The sequence below is a fragment of the Burkholderia sp. Bp8991 genome (assembly GCF_003853795.1).
Lineage (GTDB): Bacteria > Pseudomonadota > Gammaproteobacteria > Burkholderiales > Burkholderiaceae > Burkholderia.
The window spans coordinates 1-20,298 of record NZ_QTQJ01000026.1; the positions used below are offsets into that span (position 1 = coordinate 1).

The 20,298-nt window shown below is 67.8% G+C and carries 20 protein-coding genes; 11 read left to right on the forward strand and 9 right to left on the reverse strand.

The window, feature by feature from the left end; all coding sequences use genetic code 11:
* Positions 1-263 (reverse strand): ATP-binding cassette domain-containing protein (locus tag DIE02_RS25585; RefSeq protein WP_124488433.1); only part of this gene is annotated, 263 nt, incomplete at its 3' end.
* A gap of 22 nt (positions 264-285) precedes the next feature.
* Complete coding sequence (locus DIE02_RS25590; RefSeq protein WP_124488434.1) at positions 286-2,043, reverse strand: ABC transporter permease subunit; 1,758 nt, start codon at positions 2,041-2,043, stop codon at positions 286-288.
* Between the two features lie 506 nt (positions 2,044-2,549).
* On the opposite strand from DIE02_RS25590, the gene DIE02_RS25595 reads away from it, so the two are divergent.
* Positions 2,550-2,816, forward strand: coding sequence for a hypothetical protein (locus DIE02_RS25595; protein ID WP_027786765.1), 267 nt, complete (start codon positions 2,550-2,552; stop codon positions 2,814-2,816).
* A gap of 40 nt (positions 2,817-2,856) precedes the next feature.
* Here DIE02_RS25595 and DIE02_RS25600 read toward each other — a convergent pair whose 3' ends face one another.
* Both DIE02_RS25600 and DIE02_RS25605 read right to left on the reverse strand, forming a co-directional pair.
* Complete coding sequence (locus DIE02_RS25600) at positions 2,857-4,173, reverse strand: ATP-binding protein (RefSeq protein ID WP_124488435.1); 1,317 nt, start codon at positions 4,171-4,173, stop codon at positions 2,857-2,859.
* Entirely contained in the window at positions 4,157-4,882 is a 726-nt protein-coding gene (locus DIE02_RS25605) for a response regulator (protein WP_006755678.1), read from the reverse strand. Before DIE02_RS25605 ends, DIE02_RS25600 begins: the two co-directional genes overlap by 17 nt.
* Before the next feature lie 226 nt (positions 4,883-5,108).
* Here DIE02_RS25605 and DIE02_RS25610 point away from each other — a divergent pair, with 226 nt between their 5' ends.
* The gene (locus DIE02_RS25610; protein ID WP_044847746.1) at positions 5,109-5,660 is read left to right on the forward strand and encodes a Spy/CpxP family protein refolding chaperone; all 552 of its coding nucleotides are present in this window, start codon (positions 5,109-5,111) and stop codon (positions 5,658-5,660) included.
* A 70-nt stretch (positions 5,661-5,730) separates the two neighbouring features.
* Here DIE02_RS25610 and DIE02_RS25615 read toward each other — a convergent pair whose 3' ends face one another.
* Positions 5,731-6,429: a pirin family protein gene (locus DIE02_RS25615; protein WP_124488492.1), complete on the reverse strand. Its 699-nt coding sequence runs from the start codon at positions 6,427-6,429 to the stop codon at positions 5,731-5,733.
* 368 nt (positions 6,430-6,797) lie between these two features.
* Between DIE02_RS25615 and DIE02_RS25620 the strand changes: the two genes are divergently transcribed.
* From DIE02_RS25620 to DIE02_RS25635, 4 genes are all read left to right on the forward strand, one after another.
* Positions 6,798-7,574 (forward strand): ABC transporter substrate-binding protein, encoded by a 777-nt coding sequence (locus DIE02_RS25620; protein WP_044847744.1) that lies wholly within the window; start codon positions 6,798-6,800, stop codon positions 7,572-7,574.
* 228 nt (positions 7,575-7,802) lie between these two features.
* On the forward strand, positions 7,803-8,492 hold the full coding sequence (locus DIE02_RS25625; protein ID WP_044847743.1) for an ABC transporter permease: 690 nt from the start codon (positions 7,803-7,805) through the stop codon (positions 8,490-8,492).
* Positions 8,489-9,202 carry an ABC transporter permease gene (locus DIE02_RS25630; RefSeq protein WP_044847742.1) on the forward strand — a complete coding sequence of 238 codons (714 nt, stop codon included), beginning with the start codon at positions 8,489-8,491 and terminating at the stop codon, positions 9,200-9,202. Before DIE02_RS25625 ends, DIE02_RS25630 begins: the two co-directional genes overlap by 4 nt.
* 18 nt (positions 9,203-9,220) lie before the next feature.
* Complete coding sequence (locus DIE02_RS25635; protein ID WP_044847741.1) at positions 9,221-10,000, forward strand: ABC transporter ATP-binding protein; 780 nt, start codon at positions 9,221-9,223, stop codon at positions 9,998-10,000.
* A 58-nt stretch (positions 10,001-10,058) separates the two neighbouring features.
* On the opposite strand, the gene DIE02_RS25640 is transcribed toward DIE02_RS25635, so the two are convergent.
* Entirely contained in the window at positions 10,059-10,556 is a 498-nt protein-coding gene (locus DIE02_RS25640; protein WP_124488436.1) for a GNAT family N-acetyltransferase, read from the reverse strand.
* Positions 10,557-10,699: 143 nt separating this feature from the next.
* Between DIE02_RS25640 and DIE02_RS25645 the strand changes: the two genes are divergently transcribed.
* Positions 10,700-11,626, forward strand: a complete 927-nt coding sequence (locus DIE02_RS25645) for a LysR family transcriptional regulator (protein ID WP_124488437.1) — start codon at positions 10,700-10,702, stop codon at positions 11,624-11,626.
* A gap of 570 nt (positions 11,627-12,196) precedes the next feature.
* Complete coding sequence (locus DIE02_RS25650; RefSeq protein WP_044847749.1) at positions 12,197-13,276, forward strand: porin; 1,080 nt, start codon at positions 12,197-12,199, stop codon at positions 13,274-13,276.
* Positions 13,277-13,444: 168 nt separating this feature from the next.
* Here DIE02_RS25650 and DIE02_RS25655 read toward each other — a convergent pair whose 3' ends face one another.
* Positions 13,445-13,783, reverse strand: a complete 339-nt coding sequence (locus DIE02_RS25655) for a P-II family nitrogen regulator (protein WP_006398637.1) — start codon at positions 13,781-13,783, stop codon at positions 13,445-13,447.
* Between the two features lie 103 nt (positions 13,784-13,886).
* A complete protein-coding gene (locus DIE02_RS25660) occupies positions 13,887-15,608 on the reverse strand; it encodes an NAD+ synthase (RefSeq protein WP_124488438.1) in 1,722 nt (573 codons plus the stop codon).
* 109 nt (positions 15,609-15,717) lie between these two features.
* Between DIE02_RS25660 and DIE02_RS25665 the strand changes: the two genes are divergently transcribed.
* Together DIE02_RS25665 and DIE02_RS25670 are read left to right on the forward strand one after the other, a co-directional pair.
* Positions 15,718-16,896 (forward strand): GNAT family N-acetyltransferase, encoded by a 1,179-nt coding sequence (locus DIE02_RS25665; protein ID WP_124488439.1) that lies wholly within the window; start codon positions 15,718-15,720, stop codon positions 16,894-16,896.
* Between the two features lie 80 nt (positions 16,897-16,976).
* Positions 16,977-17,888 carry a GIY-YIG nuclease family protein gene (locus tag DIE02_RS25670; protein ID WP_124488440.1) on the forward strand — a complete coding sequence of 304 codons (912 nt, stop codon included), beginning with the start codon at positions 16,977-16,979 and terminating at the stop codon, positions 17,886-17,888.
* Between the two features lie 56 nt (positions 17,889-17,944).
* On the opposite strand, the gene ppa is transcribed toward DIE02_RS25670, so the two are convergent.
* A complete protein-coding gene (gene ppa / locus DIE02_RS25675) occupies positions 17,945-18,472 on the reverse strand; it encodes an inorganic diphosphatase (protein ID WP_011885693.1) in 528 nt (175 codons plus the stop codon).
* 322 nt (positions 18,473-18,794) lie between these two features.
* Here ppa and DIE02_RS25680 point away from each other — a divergent pair, with 322 nt between their 5' ends.
* Complete coding sequence (locus DIE02_RS25680) at positions 18,795-20,234, forward strand: aldehyde dehydrogenase family protein (protein WP_124488441.1); 1,440 nt, start codon at positions 18,795-18,797, stop codon at positions 20,232-20,234.
* Positions 20,235-20,298: the final 64 nt, after the last annotated feature.

Below are 20,298 nucleotides of genomic sequence, written 5' to 3' on the forward strand. Positions count from 1 at the left end.
CCGAGATAGGTCACGTCACCGCCGGTCGGCTCGATCAGCCCGGCGATGATCCGCAGCAGCGTGGACTTGCCCGAGCCCGAACGGCCGAGCAGCCCCACGATCTCGCCCTCGCGCAGCGACAGGTTCGCGTCGTCGAGCACGAGCAACTCGCCCTGCGTCTTGTTGAAGCCGCGGCAGACGTGATCGACGCGCAGGATTTCCTCACCGAGGCGCGGCGGCTGGGACGTCTGGACGGGGGCGTTTACAGCATTCGGATTGTGCATCGCGTTTCGCTCTCAATCGGTCTCAGTCGAGCCGCAGCTTCGCTTCGGCGAAGGCATACAGCGGGCGCCACAGCAGGCGGTTGAACAGGGTGACGAACAGGGACATCACGGCGATGCCCAGGATGATCTTCGGAAAGTCGCCGGCGGCGGTGGTCTGCGCGATATACGCGCCGAGGCCGTGCGCCTCGATCTTGGTCGAGCCCCACTGCACCGCTTCCGACACGATGCTCGCGTTCCATGCTCCGCCCGAGGCGGTGATCGCACCGGTCACGTAGTACGGGAAGATGCCGGGCAGGATCGCCTGGCGCCACCACTGCCAGCCGCGGATCCGGAAGTTCGTCGCGGCTTCGCGATAGTCGTTCGGATAGGACGTGGCGCCCGCGATCACGTTGAACAGGATATACCACTGCGTGCCGAGCACGATCAGCGGCGACAGCCAGATGTCGGGGTTCAGGTGGAAGCGCGCGATCACGATCACGAACACCGGGAACAGCAGGTTCGCCGGGAACGCGGCAAGGAACTGCGCGAGCGGCTGCAGCTTCTCGGCCAGCTTCGGGCGCAGCCCGACCCACACGCCGATCGGCACCCAGATCACCGACGCGATCGAGATCAGCACGACCACGCGCAGCAGCGTGATGAGCCCGAGCGCGACGACGTGCCCGACCTCCCCCATCGTCACGCCGGTCGACACGAAGCTGACAACGCGCCACACGATATAGGCCGTGCCGAGCAGCAAGAGCGCCGCCCATGCGATGTCGACCGTGCGCGATGCCTTCTTCTCGACCTTCGGCAGCGAGAAGCGCATTGCGCCCGACAGCGGCAGGCGCAGCGGAATCCGCGCCGCCTTCGCGAAGAACCAGCCGGCCGGCACGAGCAGTTGGTGAATCAGGCGCGTGCGGCGCACGAGGTCGAGCAGCCAGGATTGCGGCGCATCGCCCGATGCGGTGTTCTCCATCCGGAACTTGTCGGCCCATGCGATCAGCGGGCGGAACAGGAATTGGTCGTAGGCCAGGATCACGACCGTCATCGTCAGGATCACCCAGCCGATCGCGCCGAGGTTCTTGTCCGAGATCGCCTGCGCGAGATACGCGCCGATGCCCGGCAGCGTGATGGTCTGGTTGCCGACGGTAATCGCCTCCGACGCGACGACGAAGAACCAGCCGCCCGACATCGACATCATCATGTTCCAGATCAGCCCCGGCATCGAGAACGGCACCTCGAGCTTCCAGAAGCGCTGCCACGACGTCAGGTGGAAGCCGCGCGACACTTCGTCCAGGTCGCGCGGCACCGTGCGCAGCGACTGGTAGAAACTGAACGTCATGTTCCACGCCTGGCTCGTGAAGATCGCGAAGATCGCCGCGAGCTCGGCGCCGAGCACGCGGCTCGGGAACAGCGCGAGGAAGAACGTGACCGTAAACGAGATGAAGCCGAGCACCGGCACCGACTGCAGGATGTCGAGGATCGGGATCAGCACCATGCCGGCGCGGCGGCTTTTCGCGGCGAGCGTGCCGTACACCAGCGTGAACGCGAGCGACGCGACCATCGCGGCGAGCATCCGCAGCGTGGTGCGCAACGCGTATTCGGGCAGGTTCGACGGGTCGAGCGAGATCTTCTGGGTCTGAAGGGTCCCGATCGGCGCCATCGTTTCATGAAAGCCGACGACCGCCATCGCGATCAGGCAGATGATCAGCGGAAACGCGATGAAGTCCCACCGGTTCGGCAGGACGCGCCACGCGGACGCGTTGGCGGTCCGGTTCGGATTGAAGAATCCGACGTCCATCAGGCGCCCTCCCCGGTAAGGCCGAACGAAGCCGGCAGACGATGTTGATTCATGGCAAAGCGCACGGGCGCGGTAATTCGACGCGGTAATTCGATTGATTCACGATTTCACGCCGGCGCGAGGCGCCGTGCGTGCAAGCTGCGCCCTCCGGGCGCGGCGAGTCGGGCCGCGACGGCACGACACTACACCAACCTGTATTTCAGGTTCAACCGTCCGGGGCCGGCTCGGCTCGGCGCGGCGCGCGGGCGGCGCACGGATCGTGCCCGGCACGCGGGCGAACGGCAGGCGTGCGGTGCGGAGCAGCCCGGCCGCGGTCGTGCGGCCGGCATGCAGGCCCCGAATTATGCCGTGATCCGGGCCGGCCGGGAACCCGCCCGCCGCACACGGACACAAACCATGCAGGACGTCAGCGGACGATTGCGGCGAAGCAGGTATGATCGGGGCTAGCCCCTGGCGTCGCTAGCCCCATAGCCGCCAGGGATCGACCGACCAGCGGGAGGAAGCGAATGGCAGGAAACTTGGTGATCGTCTGCCGCGATCAGGACGCCGATGCGTTCTACGAGCTGATGCAGGAGTACGGGTCGTTCCAGACCCGGCTGTCGTCGACGGCGTGGTACCTGAACATGAACGTCGTGCCGGAATCGCTGCAGGAGGAGATCCTGGAGCGCCTCGGCCGCTATACGACCGTCTATATCTTCGAGGCCACGAGCGTGACCTACAACACCATCGACAGCAACGCCGCCGAGACGCTCGGCACGCTGTTCGGCGAATGATGCCGCGCGGCGCCTGCACGGCAGGCGCCGCATGCGCCGCTTACGCGGCCTGGGCGTGAAGTTCGTCCTTCGGCACCACGTCGAACGGGAACGTCATCGCCACGCGCAGGCCGCCCTCGGGACGATTGCCGATCTCGCACGCCCCGCCCAGCCGCAGCACCAGCCGCTCGACGATCGCCAGCCCGAGCCCGCTGTGGCCGTTCCCGCCGCGCGCGGGGTCGAGCCGCACGAACGGCCGCGTCGCGGCCGCCAGATCGCGCGGCGCAATCCCGCCGCCGCTGTCGCTGACCGACAGCACGTAACCCGCCGGCGTACGCGCCGTCTCGATGAGCACGGGCGGCGCGCCGTACGCATGCGCATTGTCCAGCAGGTTCGACAGGATCCGGTCGAGCGTCGCGGTCGGCAGGCGGAAGCCTTCGTCGGCGGCCAGATGCGTCTGGACCGCCGGCGCGTTCGGTGCGACCGCGCGATAGCTGCGGGCGATCCGCTCGCAGGTCTGGTCGACCGGCACGGGCTCGCTGCGGTCCGCCCCGCCGTGCGCGAACACGAGGAACTGGTCGACGATGTGCGACATCGAGTCGACATCGCGCACCACGCCGTCGCGCAGCCGCGCGTCGTCCATCATTTCCGCGCGCAGGCGCATCCGGGCGAGCGGCGTGCGCAGGTCGTGCGCGACGCCGGCCAGCATCACCGCGCGGTCACTCTCGGCCTGCGACACCTGTTCCACCATCTGGTTGAAGCCGTGCGTGAGCTGGCGCAGCTCGCGCGGGCCACGCTCGCGCAACGGCGGCACCGGCTGGCCGCGGCCGAAGCGCGCGACCGCGCGCGCCAGCGAGCGCAGCGGCTGCTGCAGCTGCCAGGCCGCGAACAGCGCGGCGATCACGCCGGCCGAGAAAATCGTGCCGAGCCACAACAGCATCCGGTCGAGCGAGCGCGGCGGGCGCAACGGCTGCACCGGCACCACGATCCAGTTGCGGTCGCTCGGCTCCTTGACCCACAGCACCGGCGGATGGCCCGGCGCGCCGATCTCGACCAGCGTGCCGGGCGGCATCCGCTCGCTCACGTCGTCACGGAAACGCTTGAGCGGCGCCGCCAGGTTCGAATCGGCGTCTTTCGGCACATCGGGACTGTCCGGCGACACCAGCCGCACCCGCGACGGCAGCGGCTGGTCGGGCGTGCGCTCGACGTGCTGGCGCACGGCGTCGACGAGGAACGCGGCCTCCTCGACGGCATAACGCGTCTGCATCTGGTTGCGCTCGAGGCGCATCGCGAAGAACCACGCGAAATGCGACAGGAGCAACACGCCGACGACCAGCAGCGCCAGCCGCCCGAACAGCGAATCAATGGGCTTGCGCATGGGCCTCGCCGTCGGGCACGAACACGTAGCCGCGCCCGCGGACCGTCTGGATGAAGCGCGGCGTCGACGGATCCGTTTCCAGGATGCGGCGCAGGCGCCATACCTGGACGTCGATGCCGCGGTCGGTGCCGTCGTACTCGGGCCCGTGCAGCAGCTCGAGCAGCCGTTCGCGCGTGAGCGTGCGCAGCGCGTGATTCACGAAGATCTTCAGCAGCGCGAATTCGCTGCTCGACAGCGTCGCCGGCTTGCCGTCGACCGACAGCGTGCGCGCCTGGAAGTCGAGCACGAAGCGGCCGAACGCGAACGGCTCGCGCTGCTCGGGCGCCGCCGCCGACGGCGTCGCGCGGCGGCGGCGCAGCACGGCCTGCACGCGCGCGAGCAGCTCGCGCGGGTTGAACGGCTTGCCGAGGTAGTCGTCCGCGCCGAGCTCGAGCCCGACGATGCGATCGACGTCGTCCGCGCGCGCGGTCAGCATGATCACGGGGATGTCGTCGCCGGCCGCGCGCAGCTGGCGCAGCGCGGTCAGGCCGTCCACGCCCGGCATCATCAGGTCCAGCACGATCAGGTCGGGCCGCTCGCGCTCGAGGCGCTTCTCGAGCGTCGCCGCGTCGTGCAGCACGGACACTTCCATCCCCTGGCGCACGAGATAGTCGCGCAGCAGGTCTCGGAGTTCTTGGTCGTCGTCGACGATGAGGATCTGGGTAGTCATGGCTCGAAGTTTAGCGCGCGAGCGCGGAGTCGAAGAACGAAACAAAGGGGCGAAAGGGTTACTGCGGGTTACGACGCAAGGGAACTGTAATGCGCCGTAACCCGGCAGCCATCCCGCGTAACACCGGCCCGAGCACGCGCCGCTAACCTGCGTCTTACCGGATGCGGCACCCGGGTCACTCCGCGCGCCGCATCGCCGGACCCTTTGGATACAAGGAGTTTCTGAAATGTATAAGAACACTTCCCGCGTGGCCATTGCGGCCGCCACCGTGCTCGCTCTCGCATTCGGCACCGCACATGCCGCGCAGCCCAACGACATGCCGCCGCCGGGCGGCCCCGGCATGCACCAGATGCACGGCGGCCATGACGGCGGCCCGTTCGGCGTGATCATGAAGCTGCACGACCAGCTCAAGCTCAACGCGTCGCAGGAACAGCAGTGGCAGACGGCCGTCAACACGATGAAGCAGAACCATGAAGCGATGCGCAAGAGCCACGAGCAGATGCGCGAGCAGTTCAAGGCGCAGCAGAACCAGCCGATCCTCGACCTGAACGCGATGCACGCCGCCCGTCAGCAGGCCGAGCAGCAGAACGCGCAGCTGCGCGAGCAGAGCTCGGCCGCGTGGCTCGCGTTCTACAACGGGCTGAACGACCAGCAGAAGACGACGGTCAGCACCGCGCTGAAGCAGCAGTTCGCGCGGATGGAGCAGCGTCACGAGAAGATGAAGGAACGCTGGGAGCAGCACCGCGCGGCCAAGGGCGCGTCGGCACCGGCGCAGTAAGCCGGCGGGCCGCCTCCCCGGGCGGCATCGCGGGGGACGCGGGCACCCGGCCCGCGTCCCCCGTTTCATTTCAGGCGACGTCGAACAGCAGCACCTCGGCCGCCCGGCCGCGTGCGAACGCGACCGCTTCTACCCCGGCGATCCGCGCGCCGTCGCCCGCGGCCAGCGCGTGGCCGTTGATCTCCACGTCGCCGCGCACCACGTGCACATAGGTGCTGCGCCCGGCCGGCACGGCCAATGCCGCCGCCTCGTCGCCATCGATCAGCCCCGCGAAGATCCGCGCATCCGCACGGATCGACAGCGCACCGTCGTCGCCGTCCGGCGACGCGACGAGCCGCAGGCGGCCGCGCTTCTCGTCGTCGGCGAAATGCCGCTCCGCGTAGCCGGGCCGTCCGCCCCGCTCCGCCGGCTGCAGCCAGATCTGCAGCAGATGCAGCACCCGGTCGCGCGACGCATTGGTTTCGCTGTGCATCAGCCCCGTGCCGGCGCTCATCCGCTGGACGCCGCCGGCCCGCACGATGGCGCCGTTGCCGAGGCTGTCGCGATGCGCGAGCGCGCCGTCGAGCACGCAGGTGACGATTTCGAGGTCGCGGCGCGGCTGCATCCCGAAGCCGCGCGTCGGCGCAATCCGGTCCTCGCTCAGCGCGCGCAGCGCGCCGAACGGCGGATGCGCGGCCCCGGCGGCGCCGGCAAGCGCAAAGCTGTGGCTCGATTCGAGCCAGCCTTGGCGCGTGTGGCAGCGGTCGGCGGCGCGGCGGATCTGGAACATGGGGCGGGCACTCCGGCAGGCAGATATTCTTTCTTCGGGTTTACCTGCACTGTAGGGGCGTGCCGGGCGCGCCACAATCCGCCGCCCGCGCACCGCATCGTTGCACCCGCGAACCCAATCGGCGTAATGCTCGTTGCGAATACCGCGATTGCCGCAACGCCCGAATCGAAGAATCGATCGGTCGCGCCGGATTGCCGTTTTCCGGGTATCGCGTTCGGGTAAAATACCGCCCTTTTGGCGTTCGCCCGTCCGGCGAGCGCCGTTGCCTGCGCGCCGAAACACGAATTTTGGCCGTCTAGAATACGCCGCGGCGCCCGGCCCGACCGGCCGCGAGCGCCTCCCCGGAAGTGAGCGACAAAAGGATGGAAATGAAGAAGGCCGCCCTGTGCGCCGCCCTCGCCCTCGTGGCGGGCAGCGCCTTCGCGAAAGAGTGGAAGACCGTGCGGATCGGTGTCGATGCCAGCTACCCGCCGTTCGAGTCGACCGCGCCGAGCGGCGAGATCGTCGGTTTCGACGTCGATCTCACCAAGGAAATCTGCAAGCGGATCAACGTGAAATGCGTGTGGGTCGCGCAGGATCTCGACGGAATCATCCCCGCACTGAAGGCGAAGAAGTACGACGTCATCGTGTCGTCGCTGACCGTCACGGACAAGCGTCGCGAGCAGATCGACTTCTCCGACAAGGTGTACGACGCGCCCGCGCGGATGATCGCGAAGGCCGGCTCGCCGCTGCTGCCGACGGTCGCGTCGCTCAAGGGCAAGCACGTCGGCGTCGAGCAGGGCTCGACGCAGGAATCCTACGCGAAGGCGTACTGGGAACCGCAGGGCGTGACGATCGTTCCTTACCAGAACCAGGACCAGGTCTATGCCGATCTCGGCTCGGGCCGCCTCGACGCGACGCTGCAGGATGAACTGCAGGCCGACTACGGCTTCCTGCGCACGCCGCGCGGCAAGGGCTTCGCGTTCGCCGGCCCGGAGGTGAAGGATCCGAAGACGATCGGCGACGGCACCGCGATCGGCCTGCGCAAGGACGACACGGACCTGAAGCTCAAGATCAACAAGGCGCTGGCCGACATGCACAAGGACGGCACGTACGACCGGCTGTCGCACAAGTATTTCTCGTTCAGCGTCTACTCGGCGCGCTGAGCGCCGACAATACCGGGAAGCGGATGCGGGGGCGGCCCCGCGTCCGGCACGACAGGCAGTCAACCACGCGCCGCCCGCCCCCTCGCCCGCCGCTCGCGCGACGGGCTGGCCCGGCACCGTTGCCGGGGCGGACGGTCATGATACGTACGGGGCGTTCCGCGCAGCTTGGCGGGCGCGTCTTTCGCGGCGCACCGCGTGCGCCGTCCGGGACCACACCAGGGACCACATATGTTTCTACAAGGCTACGGCCCGCTGATCCTCGCCGGCACCTGGCAAACCGTCAAGCTGGCGGTGCTTTCGCTCGCGCTGTCGTTCCTGCTGGGCCTGCTCGGCGCGGGCGCGAAGCTGTCGCGCAACCGCTTCACGAACGGCGCCGGCACCGTCTACACGACGCTGATCCGCGGCGTGCCCGACCTCGTGCTGATGCTGCTGCTGTTCTACAGCCTGCAGATCTGGCTGAACATGGCGACCGACGCGCTCGGCTGGGACCAGATCGACATCGACCCGTTCCTCGCCGGCGTGCTCGTGCTCGGCTTCATCTACGGCGCGTACTTCACCGAGACGTTCCGCGGCGCGTTCCTGTCGGTGCCGCGCGGCCAGCTCGAGGCCGGCAGCGCGTACGGGATGACCAACTGGCAGGTGTTCACGCGGATCATGTTCCCGCAGATGATGCGCTTCGCGCTGCCCGGCATCGGCAACAACTGGCAGGTGCTCGTCAAGTCGACCGCGCTGGTGTCGATCATCGGCCTCGCGGACGTCGTGAAGGCGTCGCAGGACGCCGGCAAGGGCACGCTGCGGTTCTTCTTCTTCACGCTGATCGCCGGTGCGGTCTACCTCGCCATCACGACGATCTCGAACTTCGTGCTGATGTGGCTCGAAAAGCGCTACTCGACCGGTGTCCGCAAGGCTGACCTATGATCGAACTCATCCAAGAATACTGGCGCAACTACCTCTACACCGACGGCTTCCGGATCACCGGCGTCGCGATCACGCTGTGGCTGCTGGTCGTGTCGATCGGCCTCGGCTTCTGCCTGTCGGTGCCGCTCGCGGTGGCCCGCGTGTCGAAGAGGAAGTGGCTGTCGAGCGCCGTGTGGCTCTATACGTACGTGTTCCGCGGCACGCCGCTCTACGTGCAGCTGCTGCTCTGCTACACCGGCCTCTACAGCCTGCAGGTCGTGCGCGGCACGCCGCTGCTCGACGCGTTCTTCCGCGACGGCATGCACTGCACGCTGCTCGCGTTCACGCTGAACACCTGCGCGTACACCACCGAGATCTTCGCGGGCGCGATCAAGGCGACGTCGTACGGCGAGATCGAGGCCGCGCGCGCGTACGGGATGTCCACCTTCACGATGTATCGCCGCGTGATCCTGCCGTCCGCGCTGCGCCGCGCGCTGCCGCTCTACAGCAACGAAGTGATCCTGATGCTGCACGCGACCACCGTCGCGTTCACCGCGACCGTGCCGGACATCCTGAAGATCGCGCGCGACGTGAACTCGGCGACCTACATGTCGTTCCACGCGTTCGGCATCGCCGCCCTGCTCTATCTCGTGATCTCGTTCGCGCTCGTGTGGCTGTTCCGCCAGGCCGAGCGTCGCTGGCTCGCGTATCTGCGCCCGCAAGGCAAGTAAGTTTCCGCAGGACTATTCATGAATTCCCAGACTCAGAAGCTTTTCGTCGACGATCTGCACAAGCGGTACGGCGACAACGAGGTGCTCAAGGGTGTATCGCTGAAGGCGAACTCGGGCGACGTGATCAGCGTGATCGGCTCGTCCGGTTCCGGCAAGAGCACGATGCTCCGCTGCATCAACTTCCTCGAACAGCCCAACTCCGGCCGCATCTTCGTCGACGGCGAGGAAGTGCGCACCGCGCTCGACAAGACGGGCGCGCTGCGCGCCGCGGATTCGAAGCAGCTGCAGCGCGTGCGCACCAAGCTGTCGATGGTGTTCCAGCACTTCAATCTCTGGTCGCACATGAACGTGATCGAGAACGTGATGGAAGCGCCCGTCAACGTGCTCGGCATCCCGAAGAAGGAAGCCGAAGACCGCGCGCGCGAGTATCTCGAGAAGGTTGGTCTCGCGCCGCGCGTCGAGAAGCAGTATCCGTCGCACCTGTCGGGCGGCCAGCAGCAACGTGTCGCGATCGCGCGGGCGCTGGCGATGCATCCGGACGTGATGCTGTTCGACGAGCCGACGTCGGCGCTCGACCCGGAACTGGTCGGCGAAGTGCTGAAGGTGATGCAGAAGCTGGCCGAGGAAGGCCGCACGATGATCGTCGTCACGCACGAGATGGGCTTCGCGCGCAACGTGTCGAACCACGTGATGTTCCTGCACCAGGGGCGCGTCGAGGAAGAAGGCGTGCCGTCCGAGGTGTTCGCGAACCCGAAGAGCGAACGCCTGCGCGGGTTCCTGTCGGGCAGCCTCAAGTAACGCGCGCTCCTCCGCGTCGCACTGCACGAACGGGCGCCATGCGGCGCCCGTCTTGCGTTTACGCGACGTCCACCGGCGCGCCGTCGGCGAATGCGCGCAACGCGTCGCCCGCGAGTCGGTAGCGCACCCATTCGCTCTGCGGCGCGGCGCCGACGCTTTCGTAGAAGCGGATCGCCGGCTCGTTCCAGTCGAGGACGCTCCATTCGAAACGCCCGCAGCCGGTATCCACCGCGACGCGCGCGAGCGCCTTCAGCAGCCGCAGCCCGGCGCCCGCGCCGCGAAAGCGCGGCGACACGTACAGATCCTCGAGATACAGGCCCTGACGGCCGAGCCACGTCGAATACGAGAAGAAATACACGGCGAAGCCGGCCGGCTCGCCGTCGACCTCGCAGATCAGCGCACGCGCGGGCGAACCTTCGCCGAACAGGCTGCGCTCGAGCGATGCAGGCGTCGCGACCACTTCATGCTCCGCCTTCTCGTAGATGGCCAGCTCGGTGATGAAACGCAGGATCTGCGGCACGTCGGCGACGGTGGCCGAACGGATGTCGATTTGCACGGTGGGGAGCCCTCCTTCGGCCCGGACTGAAAACGGAATGCGGCGGCGCTCGCTCGCGCAATCGCGCGTGACGCCGCCCGGATCGACATGCTACGTTCACGATACAACTGCAGGAAGTGCAGTTTCTTCATCCTGACATGAACATGATGCACCCAGAGCTGCGCCGTCTCGACCTGAACCTGCTGCTCGCGTTCGACGCGCTGTACCGCCACCGCTCGGTCGCGGCGGCCGCGCACGAGCTGGCGATGAGCCCGTCCGCGCTCAGTCACGCGCTCGCCCGGTTGCGCGAAGCGATCGGCGATGCGTTGTTCGTGCGCCTCGGCAACGAGATGCAGCCGACCGTGCGCGCCGACGACATCGCCACCTGGGCCGGTGATGCGCTCGACACGATGTCGAAGGGGCTCGCCCGCGCACGCCGCTTCGATCCCGCGCAAAGCGACCGCACGTTCGTGTTCGCCGCGAGCGACTACACGGCGTTCGCCGTGCTGCCGGCGTTGCTCGCGCGTATCGAGCAGGTCGCGCCGCGGCTGCGGATCCGCGTCGTCCACTCCGACCGGAAGATCTCGATCGACGAACTCGCGGCCGGCCGCATCGACTTCGCGCTCGGCTATCACGAGGAGTCGGCCGCCGACGCGCCGGGCATCGAGGATTTCGACTGGTTCTCGGACGACTACGTGGTGATCGCGAGCGCCACGCATCCGGACATCCGCCGCCGGCTGACGCTCGAACAGTACCTCGCGGCACGCCACGTCGTCGTCACGCCGTGGAACGAGTCGCGCGGCGTCGTCGACTACGTGCTCGACCGGCTCGGCCTCGCGCGGCAGGTCGCCGTGCAGTTGCCGAGCGTGCTGGCCGCACCGTTCGTGATCTCGGAATCGGCACTCCTGATGACGGTGCCGAACCGTGCCGCGCAGGCGCTGCGCCACGCGGCGCCGATCCGCATCTTCCCCGCGCCGTTCGAGATCCCGCGCTACACGGTGAAGGTCTACTCGCACGCGAAGCATGCGCGCACCGACGCGCACCGGTGGCTGCGCGCGCAGCTGCTCGACGTCCGGCCGGCGGGCGGTTGAGTTCGACGCTCCGGTGCGGCGCGCGGAGCGCCCCGCCGCACCAGCGTTTCCGGCGCCCGGGCGGCGGCGGACCACCGCCAATTCATTACGAAATACTTACCAATTCCTCGCGTCCGGCGCTTACGCTCGTGCCCCGGCAACGTCAATAGTGACAATCCTTGACCCACCGGCGCCGAATCCGTGTCTCCCTTGTCTCACAAGGGTTTTCGGGGAATCGACGGCCCCTTGGGCACCCGCTGCGCACTGTGTTGCATGGCAAATTGGCGACACGTGTTAGTCAAACAACGATTTCCATCGCCACAAAATTGTATTTTTGCTAAATTAGTAACCAAAGTAGCAAAACGAAGTTCGTGAAATGTAGTTTAGCTTCACGACACAACAAGGAGACCCCGCAAGCCGACCCGGCCGCGCGGGACCGCTCAACGGTTTTCCGTCCGCTTGCCCGCGTGCCGCGCTTACCGGCCCTGCACGAGGTCTCCCTGGTTATCCCGCTTTTCGCTTTTGCCCGGCGCTCGCTGCTCCGGGCATCTCGTGCAGTCTGGGTTGACTTTTTGACAGGGTATGGAGGAGATGATGAAGAAAGCTTTGGTCGCGGCCGCGCTGATGGCTGCTGGGGTGGTTACGGCGCACGCGCAGAGCAGCGTCACGCTGTATGGTCGCCTGGATGCCGGCCTCGAGTACCTGAACGGCCTGCAGAACGGCCACCAAGTGCGCGCGGAAAGCGGCGACTGGGGCACGAGCCTGTGGGGCTTGAAGGGCAGCGAGGACATCGGCGGCGGCAACAAGGTCCTGTTCCACCTCGAAGGCGCGTTCAACACGATGACGGGCGGTTTCAGCGGCTCGATCTGGGATCGTTTCGCGACCGTCGGCATCTCCAACGACCGCTACGGTACGCTGCTGCTGGGTCGCGAACTCGCGATCGCGAACGGCGTGTGGGACTTCGATCCGCTGGGCCAGTCGAGCTGGTCGTCGGCATCGCTCGTGCGCGGCCGCAACTGGAACAAGACCAGCAACAACGTGTCGTACCAGTCGCCGCAGTTCTACGGCCTCGACTTCTACGGCCAGTTCGCGTTCTCGAACTCGACCAGCTTCAACGGCAACACGACGGCCGGCCAGCCTGGCCGTGCAGCCGGCGCACAGGTCACGTACACGAACTCGCTGTTCCAGTTGCGCGGCATCTACGACGAAACGCGCGACAGCAACGGCCGCTTCTCGGACGTGTTCAACTACTCGCGTGAATACTTCGCGGGCCTGAACGTGTTCCTCGGCCAGTTCAAGCTGCAGGCGGCTTACCAGTCGTCGCATGCTGACGGCAGCGGCGGCCCGGCCGTCAACAACGGCATCACCGGCACCCAGCAGGTCTGGGGCGGCGTGACGTGGCAGGCCACGCCGGCGGCAGCGCTGATCGCGGCCGTGTACCACGTGAACGCCAACCACGGCGGCGGCAACGCGAACATCTACACGGTCGGCGGTTCGTACAACATCTCGAAGCGCACGCTGTTCGACGTGCAGGTCGCGACGGTGCGCAACAGCTCGACGGCCAACTTCGGCCTGAACGCGAACGGTGCAGGCACCGCCGTGTCGACGGGCAACCCGCATCCGGGCGGCAGCCAGACCGGCGTCTACGCCGGCATCCAGCACCTGTTCTGATCAGGCGCCGTCCAGAGAACGATTCGACAACACTTTCCACGCTGCTGCGAGAGGCGCGTATCGGTGCGGTACCCTCCCGGGTATCCGCACCGTTTTTTATTGGCGGTCCGGGATCGTGCGATCCGCGGCCCGATCTGCCCGATCTGTCGAACGGGCCGGATGCGGCGCTCAGACCGCCGCTTCGTTCTCTTCGCCGGTGCGGATGCGGATCACGCGCTCGACGTCCGACACGAAGATCTTGCCGTCGCCGATCTTGCCCGTGCGCGCCGCGCCGATCACCGCGTCGATCACCTGGTCGACCTGCGCTTCCGCGACGACCACCTCGATCTTCATCTTCGGCAGGAAGTCGACCACGTATTCGGCGCCGCGATACAGCTCGGTGTGCCCCTTCTGGCGGCCGAAGCCCTTCACTTCCGTCACGGTCAGGCCGGTGAGGCCCACTTCGGCGAGCGCTTCGCGGACTTCGTCCAGCTTGAACGGCTTGATGATGGCGGTGATGCGTTTCATGATGGTTGTCCCTCAATGCTCGTTTGGATGAAAAATCGCAATCCCGATTTTAAGCCGTAAGTGTAAGCCGTAAGCCGGCCGGCCGCGCACGGCACGGCACGGCTCAGTCGAGACGTTCGGTAAAGCGTGACGTGATCGGATAGCGCCAGTCGCGCCCGAACGCGCGATGCGTGACGCGAATGCCGATCGGCGCCTGGCGGCGCTTGTATTCGTTGATCTTGATGAGCCGCGTCACGCGCGCGACGTCGGCCTCCGCATAGCCGGCCGCGACGATCTCCGCGAGCGGCCGGTCCTCCTCCATGTACATCCGCATGATCGCGTCGAGCACGTCATACGGCGGCAGGCTGTCCTGGTCCGTCTGGTTCTCGCGCAACTCGGCCGACGGCGCGCGCGTCAGGATCCGCTCGGGGATCACGTCGCGCAGCCCGTAGTCCGCAGTGGCGTTGCGATAGCGGCACAGCCGGTAGACCAGCGTCTTCGCGATGTCCTTGATCACCGCGAAGCCGCCGGCCATGTCGCCGTACAGCGTGCAGTAGCCGACCGCCATCTCGCTCTTGTTGCCGGTCGTCAGCACGATCGAGCCGAACTTGTTCGACAGCGCCATCAGCAGCGTGCCGCGGATGCGCGCCTGGATGTTCTCTTCCGTCGCGTCCTCCGCGCGGCCCGCGAATTCGCCCGCGAGCGCCGCGCGGAACGCGTCGAACATCGGCGCGATCGCGATCTCGTCATAGCGCACGCCGACGCGCCGCGCCATCTCCGCCGCGTCGGTGGTCGAGATGTCGGCCGTGTAGCGCGACGGCATCATCACCGCGCGCACGCGCTCGGGCCCGAGCGCGTCGCAGGCGACCGCGAGCACCAGCGCCGAATCGACGCCGCCCGACAGCCCGATCAGCACGCCGGGGAAACCGTTCTTGCCGATGTAGTCGCGCACGCCGGTCACGAGCGCGCGATAGACCTGCGCGTCGACCGGCAGCTCGGGCGCGATCGCACCCGGCAGCGGGCGCGCGCCGTCGAACTCGACAATCGCGTGCCCTTCGTCGAACTGCGGCATCTTCGCGACGAGCGCGCCCTCGCCGTCGAGCACGAACGAGCCGCCGTCGAACACGAGCTCGTCCTGGCCGCCGACGAGGTTCACGTACACCATCGGCAGCCCGGTTTCGCGGATCCGCGCGCGCAGGATGTCGATGCGCAGCGCTTCCTTGTTCATGTGGTACGGCGAACCGTTCGGGATCAGCAGCACCTGCGCGCCGGCGGCCTTCGCGATCTGCGCGGCCGACGCATGCCATGCGTCCTCGCAGATGATCACGCCGTATCTGACGCCGTCGAGCTCGAACACGAGCGGCTCGGTGTCGGTCGCGAAGTAGCGCTTCTCGTCGAACACGTCGGCGTTCGGCAGATCCTGCTTGCGGTAGGTGCCGACGATCTCGCCGCCGACGATCAGCGACACCGCGTTGTAGGTGTCGGCCGGCGGCACGCCGCGCTCGATCGGGCGGTTTGCATTACCATCGACGGCTGGCGCGTGCGGAGCGCCGCCCGACGGACCGCCGCCCGCGCTCCGCAACGGATGGCCGACCAGCACCGCGAGCCCGTCGAACGCACGCAGCGCATCGGCGAGCGCGTCGAGCGCGGCGGCCGCCGCCGTGTAGAACGCGGGCCGCAGCAGCAGGTCTTCCGGCGGATAGCCGGACAGCGCGAGTTCGGGCGCGATCATCAGGCGCGCACCATCGTTGTGCGCGGCGCGGGCGGCCGCGACGATCCGCGCGACGTTGCCGGCGAAATCGCCGACGGTGACGTTGATCTGGGCGAGAGCGAGTCGGGTCTTCATGACGGGATCGGCGCAGCCCGGCGGCGCGCCCTGAACGGCTGACGAAAACGCCTCGGAAGCAGGCCACGGCGGCACGCATCCGGCGGCATCCAACTGTACGGATTCACGCTTGAAACACGAACGCATCGATTATCGCACGGGCATCCTGTCGTCCCCCGCGGAGGTGCCGGCCGACGAATGGAACGCGCTGCTCGAGCGCGACGCGCAGCCGACGCCGTTCCTGCGCCACGAATTCCTCGACGCGCTGCACGTCGCGCGCTGCGCGGTCGACGACACCGGCTGGTCGCCGCACTTCGTCACGCTGACCGACGCGCGCACCGGCCGGCTCGCGGCGGCCGCGCCCGTCTATGCGAAACAGCATTCGTACGGCGAATACGTGTTCGACTGGGCGTGGGCCGACGCGTACCAGCGCAACGGGCTGTCCTACTACCCGAAGCTGCTGTGCGCGGTGCCGTTCACGCCCGTGCAGGGCACGCGCCTGCTCGCGGCCGACGACGACGCGCGCCGCCGGCTCGCGGCCACGCTGCTCGCGTTCGCCGAGCAAAGCGACGTGTCGTCGCTGCACGTGCTGTTCCCGACCGGCGACGAGGCGCGGCTGCTCGAGTCGATGGGGATGATGCTGCGCGAAGGCGTGCAGTTCCACTGGCTCAACGACGGCTACCGCGACTTCGACGACTTCCTCGGCACGCTCGAGCAGAAGAAGCGCAAGAACATCCGCGCGGAACGTCGCAAGGTGCGCGATGCCGGCGTCACGTTCCGGCGGCTCGCCGGCGATCAGATCACCGACGCCGACTGGCGCTTCTTCTCGCGCTGCTACCGGCAGACCTATCGCGAGCACTATTCGAGCCCGTACCTGAATCTCGACTTCTTCCGCGCGATCGGCGCGACGATGCCGGAGAACCTGCTGCTCGTGATCGCCGAAGCCGACGGCAAACCGATCGCGAGCTCGCTCGCCGTCTACCGGCGCGGCGCGCACGGCCGCGGCGGCACGCTGTACGGCCGCTACTGGGGCGCGCTCGAACATGTGCCCTGCCTGCATTTCGAAACGGCCTACTACCAGTTGCTCGAATTCTGCATCGAGGCCGGGCTCGACACGTTCGAGGGCGGCGCGCAGGGCGAGCACAAGCTCGCGCGCGGCTTCCTGCCGACCGTCACGCATTCCGCGCACTGGCTCGCGCACCCGGCGTTCTCCGATGCGGTCGCGCGCTTTCTCGAACGCGAGACCGAGCATATCCACGCGTACGTCGACGAGCTGCGCGAGCACGATCCGTTCCGGCGGGGGCCGTGACGGCGGGCGCGAATCATGTCGCTTGCGGCGGCACGCGCCAATTCTGAGACACTGACGGCTTCGCATCCCGCCGCCTCCCCATGTCCTGGTTTCTGTATCTGATCGAGTGTGCCGACGACAGCGTCTACACCGGCATCACGACCGACGTCGCTGCGCGCTTCGACGAGCACGCATCCGGCAAGGGCGCGCGCTATACGCGCTCGCGCAAGCCGCGCGCGGTGCTCGCGTCGTTCCCGCTGCCCGACCGCTCGATCGCGTCGCGCGCCGAATACTGGGTGAAGCGGCTGACCGCGGCGCAGAAACGCGAACTGGCGGCAGGATTGCGGACGCTGGAATCGGTGGTGCCGGCTGTGGTGACGATCGACGGGGAAGTCGATGCGGACGGTTTGAAGGCCGGCACGCGGCGGCGGAAGAAAGTGAAGAAGGCGCCGCAGCCCGCCGAAATCACGATGCAGGCGGCCGAAACGGAACAACCCGTGAAGAAAGCTGCGAAGGCCGGTAGTGACGGGAAAGCATCGCGGTCCGGCAAGACCTCGAAGTCCGGGCAAAGCGCTCAGGCCCGTGCGAAGACGAAGGCAGCTCCAGCCAGCAAGCGTGCGACGAACGGCGACGCCGCCGAAGCAAAAAAGGCCGCGTCGCGCAGCACGGCGGCAAAGCAGGACGAGCCTGCCGTCAACTCGACGCCGAAACGGAAAGCGCCGGCGGCCGACGGCAAGTCCGTCGCGAAGGCACGCGCCGGCAGCGCTTCGACATCGCCGGGGCGCCGCGGTACGTCGGCGGCCGGAAAGGCCAGAACCGAAGCCGTCGAAGCCGCTGCTCCGGCCACCACCGAGCGCGGCGCAACGGGCGCAATTCGCTCAACCGACTCAACGCGAGCGAAGCGTACGAAAACCTCGCCGAACGCCGGCTCCCCGCCCGCGCCCGCCCGCACGCGAAAGAACACCACCACCGGTGCCAAACCGCGCACAAAACAAAACCGCGCGGCCTCCTGAGGAGACACGCGCGGTTTGCGTTCCGAACGAACCGGCCGCGAGGCCGGCCAGCCGGCTTACTTCTTGTAGTTCGCGGCGCCGTCGGCGATTTCCTTGTGCGCGGCGTCGATGCCGGCCCAGCCTTCGACCTTCACCCACTTGCCCTTCTCGAGCGCCTTGTATTGCTCGAAGAAGTGCTTGATCTGGTCCTTCAGGTACTCGGGCACGTCGTCGATCGACTTCAGGTTCGCCGTCATCGGGCAGACCTTGTCGTGCGGCACCGCAACCAGCTTCGCGTCGACGCCCGACTCGTCGGTCATCTGCAGCATGCCGAGCACGCGCGAACGCACGATCGAGCCGGCCAGCAGCGGGAACGGCGTGATCACCAGCACGTCGACCGGATCGCCGTCGCCCGACAGCGTCTGCGGGATGTAGCCGTAGTTCACCGGATAGCGCATGCCGGTACCGATGAAGCGGTCGACGACGAGGAGACCCAGCTCCTTGTCCGCCTCGTACTTCACCGGATCGCTTTGCGCGGGGATCTCGATGATCACGTTGAAATCGTGCGGCAGGTCCTTGCCGGCCGGAACATGATTGAAGCTCATAGCGCTCTCTGTTGGTCGATGGAATTCGGGAGAGGGGCGCCGCGGCCGTTGCACCGCCGCGGGCGTCCCCGCAGGGAATGCGCCATTATAGCCAATCGACCGGTGGCGTCCGGATGACGATCGGCGCGATAATCGTTCCGGATGTCCGGCCATCGAACCCCGGGTGATGTTGCATGGAAGCCGAGCACGGGCTGAAACGCCAAGCCGGGTCGACCGCGAAGCATGGGACCCGAGTAAGCGCTAAAGCACCAACTCGGATCGACCGCGAAGCATGGGACCCGAGTAGGCGCTGAAGCGCCAACTCGGGTCGACAGGAGCACGCATGGAAGAAGCGAAGCACTTCATCGCAGGCGAATGGACATTGCCCGCGCAACTGGAGACGATTCCGGTCGTCGACCCGTCCGACGGCCAGCCGTTCGCGACGATCGCGCGCGGCACCGCGCCCGACATCGAACGCGCGGTCGCCGCCGCCCGCGACGCGTTCGCGGGCCCGTGGGGCGCGGCGAGCGCCGCCGAGCGCGGCCGCGTGCTGATGCGGCTGTCCGCGCGCGTCGCCGACCATCTCGAGGAACTGGCCGCGATCGAGGCACGCGACACCGGCAAGCCGCTGAAGCAGGCGCGTGCCGACGCCGCCGCGCTCGCCCGCTACTTCGAGTTCTACGCGGGCGCCGCCGACAAGCTGCACGGCGAAACCCTCCCCTATCAGGCCGGCTACACGGTACTGACGGTGCGCGAGCCGCACGGCGTCACCGGCCACATCGTGCCGTGGAACTACCCGATGCAAATCTTCGGGCGCAGCGTCGGCGCGGCGCTCGCGGCCGGCAACGCATGCGTCGTGAAACCGGCCGAGGATGCGTGCCTGTCGGTGCTGCGCGTGGCCGAACTCGCCGCCGAAGCCGGGCTGCCGGCCGGTGCGCTGAACATCGTCACCGGCTACGGCCATGAAGCGGGCGCGGCACTCGCGCGCCATCCCGGCATCGACCACATCTCGTTCACCGGCTCGCCCGCGACCGGCAAGCTGGTCACGCAGATGGCCGCCGAGAACCACGTGCCCGTCACGCTCGAACTCGGCGGCAAGTCGCCGCAGATCGTGTTCGCCGACGCCGATCTCGACGCGGCGCTGCCCGTGCTCGTGTCGGCGATCGTGCAGAACGGCGGGCAGACCTGCTCGGCCGGCAGCCGCGTGCTGATCGAGCGCGCGGTCTACGAGCCGCTCGTCGAACGGCTCGCCACCGCGTTCAACGGGCTGCGGGTCGGCCCGAGCCGCGCCGATCTCGACTGCGGCCCGCTGATCAACGCGAAGCAGCAGCAGCGCGTGTGGGATTTCCTGTCCGACGCGCAGCACGACGGCATTCCGATGGCCGGGCACGGCCAGGTCGTCGCCGACGCGCCCGAAAGCGGCTTCTACCAGGCGCCTGCGCTGCTGCGCGACGTGCCGGCGTCGCACCGGCTCGCGCAGGAGGAAGTGTTCGGCCCGGTGCTCGCCGCGATGCGCTTCGTCGACGAAGACGAAGCGGTCGCACTCGCGAACGGCACGCCGTACGGCCTCGTCGCGGGCATCTGGACCCGCGACGGTGCCCGCCAGCTGCGTCTCGCGCGCCGCCTGCGTGCCGGCCAGGTGTTCATCAACAACTACGGCGCGGGCGGCGGCGTCGAGTTGCCGTTCGGCGGCGTCGGCCACTCGGGCCATGGCCGCGAGAAAGGCTTCGAGGCGCTGTACGGTTTCACGACGCTGAAGACGATCGCGATCCGGCACGGCTGAACCAGACGAACGCGGCCGGCAACGGACCGGCCGTGTCCCGCAGCACCCTGCACGCATCCAGCAC

Coding starts and splice junctions, on each gene's coding strand:
- DIE02_RS25590 (WP_124488434.1), bottom strand. CDS start 2,043: ATGGACGTCGGATTCTTCAATCCGAACCGGACCGCCAACGCGTCCGCG.
- DIE02_RS25595 (WP_027786765.1), top strand. CDS start 2,550: ATGGCAGGAAACTTGGTGATCGTCTGCCGCGATCAGGACGCCGATGCG.
- DIE02_RS25600 (WP_124488435.1), bottom strand. CDS start 4,173: ATGCGCAAGCCCATTGATTCGCTGTTCGGGCGGCTGGCGCTGCTGGTC.
- DIE02_RS25605 (WP_006755678.1), bottom strand. CDS start 4,882: ATGACTACCCAGATCCTCATCGTCGACGACGACCAAGAACTCCGAGAC.
- DIE02_RS25610 (WP_044847746.1), top strand. CDS start 5,109: ATGTATAAGAACACTTCCCGCGTGGCCATTGCGGCCGCCACCGTGCTC.
- DIE02_RS25615 (WP_124488492.1), bottom strand. CDS start 6,429: ATGTTCCAGATCCGCCGCGCCGCCGACCGCTGCCACACGCGCCAAGGC.
- DIE02_RS25620 (WP_044847744.1), top strand. CDS start 6,798: ATGAAGAAGGCCGCCCTGTGCGCCGCCCTCGCCCTCGTGGCGGGCAGC.
- DIE02_RS25625 (WP_044847743.1), top strand. CDS start 7,803: ATGTTTCTACAAGGCTACGGCCCGCTGATCCTCGCCGGCACCTGGCAA.
- DIE02_RS25630 (WP_044847742.1), top strand. CDS start 8,489: ATGATCGAACTCATCCAAGAATACTGGCGCAACTACCTCTACACCGAC.
- DIE02_RS25635 (WP_044847741.1), top strand. CDS start 9,221: ATGAATTCCCAGACTCAGAAGCTTTTCGTCGACGATCTGCACAAGCGG.
- DIE02_RS25645 (WP_124488437.1), top strand. CDS start 10,700: ATGATGCACCCAGAGCTGCGCCGTCTCGACCTGAACCTGCTGCTCGCG.
- DIE02_RS25650 (WP_044847749.1), top strand. CDS start 12,197: ATGATGAAGAAAGCTTTGGTCGCGGCCGCGCTGATGGCTGCTGGGGTG.
- DIE02_RS25655 (WP_006398637.1), bottom strand. CDS start 13,783: ATGAAACGCATCACCGCCATCATCAAGCCGTTCAAGCTGGACGAAGTC.
- DIE02_RS25660 (WP_124488438.1), bottom strand. CDS start 15,608: ATGAAGACCCGACTCGCTCTCGCCCAGATCAACGTCACCGTCGGCGAT.
- DIE02_RS25670 (WP_124488440.1), top strand. CDS start 16,977: ATGTCCTGGTTTCTGTATCTGATCGAGTGTGCCGACGACAGCGTCTAC.
- ppa (WP_011885693.1), bottom strand. CDS start 18,472: ATGAGCTTCAATCATGTTCCGGCCGGCAAGGACCTGCCGCACGATTTC.
- DIE02_RS25680 (WP_124488441.1), top strand. CDS start 18,795: ATGGAAGAAGCGAAGCACTTCATCGCAGGCGAATGGACATTGCCCGCG.